4 protein-coding genes and 1 pseudogene (1 of these 5 only partly in view) are annotated in these 4,749 nt (G+C 64.1%); 3 read left to right on the top strand and 2 right to left on the bottom strand.

Features of this window, described 5'->3' with window-relative positions; translation table 11 throughout:
• A partial coding sequence (locus tag EOC06_RS15935; RefSeq protein WP_128308213.1) for a flagellar biosynthetic protein FliO occupies positions 1–628 on the bottom strand: 628 nt, incomplete at its 3' end.
• Between the two features lie 223 nt (positions 629–851).
• Between EOC06_RS15935 and cckA the strand changes: the two genes are divergently transcribed.
• Both cckA and EOC06_RS15925 read left to right on the top strand, forming a co-directional pair.
• On the top strand, positions 852–3,425 hold the full coding sequence (gene cckA / locus EOC06_RS15930) for a cell cycle histidine kinase CckA (RefSeq protein WP_128308212.1): 2,574 nt from the start codon (positions 852–854) through the stop codon (positions 3,423–3,425).
• A gap of 87 nt (positions 3,426–3,512) precedes the next feature.
• Positions 3,513–4,220 carry a purine-nucleoside phosphorylase gene (locus EOC06_RS15925; protein WP_127271305.1) on the top strand — a complete coding sequence of 236 codons (708 nt, stop codon included), beginning with the start codon at positions 3,513–3,515 and terminating at the stop codon, positions 4,218–4,220.
• A 5-nt stretch (positions 4,221–4,225) separates the two neighbouring features.
• On the opposite strand, the gene EOC06_RS15920 is transcribed toward EOC06_RS15925, so the two are convergent.
• Positions 4,226–4,429, bottom strand: coding sequence for a hypothetical protein (locus EOC06_RS15920; protein ID WP_245469647.1), 204 nt, complete (start codon positions 4,427–4,429; stop codon positions 4,226–4,228).
• Positions 4,430–4,626: 197 nt separating this feature from the next.
• On the opposite strand from EOC06_RS15920, the pseudogene EOC06_RS15915 reads away from it, so the two are divergent.
• Positions 4,627–4,749 (top strand): annotated as a pseudogene (locus EOC06_RS15915) (VOC family protein) (it continues 334 nt past the right edge of the window).

Below are 4,749 nucleotides of genomic sequence, written 5' to 3'. Positions count from 1 at the left end.
CGAGTTCCCTCATCAGCGTGTCGTCGATGCTGTCTTGCACCGGCTGCGGTGGTGGCGGGGCGTGCCGGGCGGTGTTGGCATTGGCGGAGCCGTAGGCCGGCAACGGCGTGACATTGGTCGACTGATAGCTTTGCGTTGCCGGCTTCGGTGCAGGTGCCGGCGGCGCTGTTGGACGCGGGCGGGCGGGCGTCGTGTTCACCGGCTGTGGAGCGGGTGCCTGTCTCGCCGGCGGCGGAGCGGGTTGCGGTGGACGTGGCCTTGTTGCTGCCGGGGCCGCGGTGGCCGGGACCGGCTGCAAGCCACCGTCTCCAGTCAATGCCGGCCGGCGTAGCGCCGAAAGTCGGATATCGCGCTCGACGACGACGTCAGTCGGGCCGCCGATCAGAAGCAGGTGCTCGATATCGTCACGGCGTATCAGCACCAACCTGCGATGGCTGTCGACGGCGGTGGCATCCATGACGGCCAGCCGCGTCTTGCGGTTCCGGCCACCGGCGACGAAGGTTCCGAATGTCAGGTTGCGCACCAGCTTGATGATGACGAGAACGATGACCAGCAGGACAAGCGCTGCAAACGTCCACAGCAATGCTGCGGCATAACCGGGACCTGCCACGCTATCGAGCCATTGCATTGGGTTCCCCTGATCGCCCTTGGAAGTGACGAGACACTAGACCGTTGCAGCGGGCCACCGCAAGTTGCGTTTCACGCCGGTGAACAGCTAGAAAAACTCCGAAGCCCGGAAGACATCATTTTTATCCGACATTTGCCGCCCAGGCCTTTTCCGGACTAGGAGAATGTGATTCAACCCGCTAGGGGCGGGTGTCGGAACACCGGAATTCACGAGCAGGGGGCACATGGCCAAGGAAGCGCGCGGCGATTTCTATCCGGTACCGATCGTCGACCAGAATACGCGACCCGGCGCGGTCACCCGGCTTATCATTTTCATCGTCGTTCTGACGGGGGCGGCGATCGTCTTCGGGCTTTTCCGCGAGCGCCTCGGCGATCCTTTCCTGCTCGGCATGCTCGGCGTGCTGGCGATGATCGGCGTCGGCTTCCTGTTCGCGACGGCGATCGGCTTCGTGCAGGTCACGCCACGCTCGACAGGCGACGAACTGTCGAAATCCTTCGTCGATTCGATGTCGCAGGGGCTTCTCGTCACCGACACCAAGGGCCGCGTCGTCTACGCCAATCGCGCCTATGCGGATATGACCGGAGCATCGTCCGCTGCCGACCTGAAGACCGTCGAGGGATTGCTCTCGGATGTCCCCGAAGCCTCGGTGACGATCTATCGCCTGGCGTCCGGCCTGCGCGACGGCCAGTCGGGCGACGGCGAGTTTAGGCTCGCACAGTCCATTCGGCCCGGTGCCGAGCCTGGCGCCCGCTGGTACCGGGCCCGCGCCCGCGCCTTCAGCGTTCCAGGCCAGCGGCTGCCGATGCTGGCCTGGCAGCTTGCCGACATCTCGCAGGAGCGGGCCGAGCAGGAGCGCTTCTTCCTCGACCTGCAGAAGGCGATCGATCACCTCGACCACGCGCCGGCCGGCTTCTTTTCGGCCGACCAGGAGGGCCGCGTCACCTATATCAACGCCACGCTCGCCGAATGGCTGGGCATCGACCTCACCAGCTTCACGCCCGGCGCCGTGTCTCTGTCGGAGATCGTGGCCGGCGACGGCATGGCGCTGGTCCGCTCGGTCAAGGCCGATCCCGGCACCACACGCAACGCGGTGATAGATCTCGACCTGACGACTACGACGGGCGAAGCGCTGCCCGTGCGCTTCATGCACCGTGTTTCGGCCAGCCGCGAAGGATTGAACGGGCCGACACGCACGATCGTGCTCAACCGCACGCAAGGCGAGGATGCCTCTGCCGATTTGCGGGCTTCGGAAGTGCGCTTCACCCGCTTCTTCAACTCGACACCGATGGCGATCGCCGGCGTCGACCACAATGGGCGCATCCTGCGCACCAATGCGCCGTTCCTGTCGCTGTTTTCGTCTGTCGTCGATCGCGACGCCGTCGACCGTCGCGTAAGGCTCGACACGGTGATCCACGAACGCGACCGGCCGGCCTTTGCGGCTGCCTTCGAGAAAGCGCAGCAGCGGCAGGCCGACATCGAGCCGATCGACACGCTTTTGCCGGGCAACGACGAACGGCACATCCGCTTCTACGTCAACGCCGTCGCCGACGGCACCGGTGGCGAGGGCGCCGAGGAGTCGGCCATCGTCTACGCCGTCGAGACGACGGAGCAGAAGGCGCTCGAAGGGCAGATGGCGCAGAGCCAGAAGATGCAGGCGGTCGGCCAGCTTGCCGGCGGCATCGCGCATGATTTCAACAATGTGCTGACCGCCATCATCATGGCGTCCGACCTTTTGTTGACCAACCACCGTCCGTCGGACCCCTCCTTCCCCGACATCATGAACATCAAGCAGAACGCCAACCGGGCGGCTTCGCTGGTGCGGCAGCTTCTGGCCTTCTCGCGCAAGCAGACATTGCGGCCGGAAGTGCTCAACCTGACCGACGTGCTCGCCGATCTCAGGATGCTGCTCGCCCGCCTGGTCGGCAACGACATCAAGCTGAAGGTCGACCATGGCCGCGACCTGTGGCCGGTCAAGGTCGATATCGGGCAGTTCGAGCAGGTCGTCGTCAACCTTGCGGTCAACGCGCGCGACGCAATGCCGGCGGGCGGCGATCTCACCGTGCGCACCCGCAATGTGACCGCCGAGGAGTGCAAGGCCTTTTCCTACCGCGAACTCGCCCCGGCGGACTATGTCGTGGTCGAAGTCGAGGACACCGGCAGCGGCATCGCGCCCGACGTGCTGAAGAAGATTTTCGAGCCTTTCTTCACCACCAAGGAAGTCGGCAAGGGCACTGGCCTTGGCCTGTCGATGGTCTATGGCATCATCAAGCAGACCGGCGGCTTCATCTTCTGCGATTCCGAAGTCGGCAAAGGCTCGACTTTCCGCATTTTCCTGCCGCGTCACATCGCCGAAGCGAAAAAAGCAGGCGAGCCCGGCGATGCGCCGGCGGCGCCGGCAAAGGTCGCCGATCCGGCCAAGGATCTGTCGGGCTCGGCCACGGTGCTGCTCGTCGAGGACGAGGATGCCGTGCGCATGGGCGGCATGCGGGCGCTGACCTCGCGTGGCTACACCGTGCACGAGGCATCGTCGGGCGTCGAGGCGCTGGAAGTGTTCGAGGCGCTGGGCGGCAAGGTCGATATCGTCGTTTCCGACGTGGTCATGCCGGAAATGGACGGACCGACACTGCTTGGTGAATTGCGCAAGCGCCAGCCGGACATCAAGTTCGTCTTCGTGTCCGGCTACGCCGAGGACGCATTCGCCAGAAACCTCCCGGCAGATGCGCATTTCGGCTTTCTGCCCAAGCCGTTTTCGCTCAAGCAACTGGCGACGATCGTCAAGGACGTGCTGGAGTCTTAGAGCCTTTCCCATGTTCCACCTTGCACAACGCCGTGACAACGCCATGATTGCGGGTGAAACGGCAGGAAGGCTTAGGGGGAGCAACTGGTGACGCCGCACAACGAAGCGGACAAGGACGACTACGCCGACACGGTTTTGTTGCCGGGTGACCCGCAGCGCGCCGAGTGGATGGCGCAAACGTTCCTGGAAGCGCCGCGCTGCATCAATCGCCGCCGCGGCGCGCTTGGCTTCACCGGGCTGTTTGGCGGCAAACCCGTCAGCATCCAGGCGACGGGCATCGGCGTTTCATCGTTTCTGATCTATGCGCATGAATTGCTGGACCATTATGGCGCCCGGACGTTGATCCGCACCGGCACCTGCGGCAGCCTGACCGCAAAGGCAAAACTGCGCAGCCTTGTCATCTCGCAATCGGCACAGGCGGAAAGCGCCCAGAGCGGCCAGGTTTTCGGCCTTTATGGACCCGCTGGCCCCGACCCGGCGCTCCTCGCATCGTCACTGGCCAAGGCGGTAGAATTCGGCATCGACCATCATGCCGGCCTGACGGTGTGCAGCGACATCTTCTATCACCCGGAGGGGCGCGCCCGTTTTGCCGTTGCGCGGGCGCAAGGAGCCCTGGCCGTGGATATGGAAACCAGCGCGCTATATCGCATATCGGAGCATTTCGGAGCGCGCGCGCTGTCGATGTGTGTCGTGGTCGACAACATCGAGACCGGCGAACAGACCGACTATTCCGAGCGCCAGGCGCTTTTCACCGACATGAGCCGTCTGGCGCTCGCTGTCGCAGCCGAGAGCTAGCCGAGTTACGGGAGCAATTGCTTGCGCACGGCTGCCACATCGTCGGAGGCGACCGCTGGGGCGGTGTTGCCCCAACTGGCGCGCACATAGGTCAGGACGTCGGCGACCTCCTGGTCCTTCAGGCGCCAGGCCAGGGACGGCATGGCGGGCGTTGTCGGCGCATCAGCCGTATGCACGGCCTGACTGCCGGCAAGGACGAGCCGGGCCATTGTTTCGGAACTGCCCTGCGCAACGATAGAATTGCCGGGCCACGATCCCGCCAAGCATCCGGCCTACCTGCCCGGATGCTGGACCGATAGAAACAGCATCGTGCCATCAGCCATGAATCAGGACCTTATCGCCCTTGCTCAGCTGGCAAGCAGCCTAAGGAGTTTACGGCCTGGACGACGCCTTATAGACTGAACACATGGCGCTCAAACGGATGGACAACATAGGAATCGTCGTCGATGACCTCGAAGAGACGATTGGTTTTTTTGGCGAGCTCGGCCTTGAGCTCGAAGGGCGGGCCATGATCGAAGGGGAATGGGCC

This window comes from Mesorhizobium sp. M7A.F.Ca.MR.362.00.0.0 (assembly GCF_004023175.1).
GTDB lineage: Bacteria > Pseudomonadota > Alphaproteobacteria > Rhizobiales > Rhizobiaceae > Mesorhizobium.
This window is presented reverse-complemented; position numbering and strand designations above follow the sequence as displayed.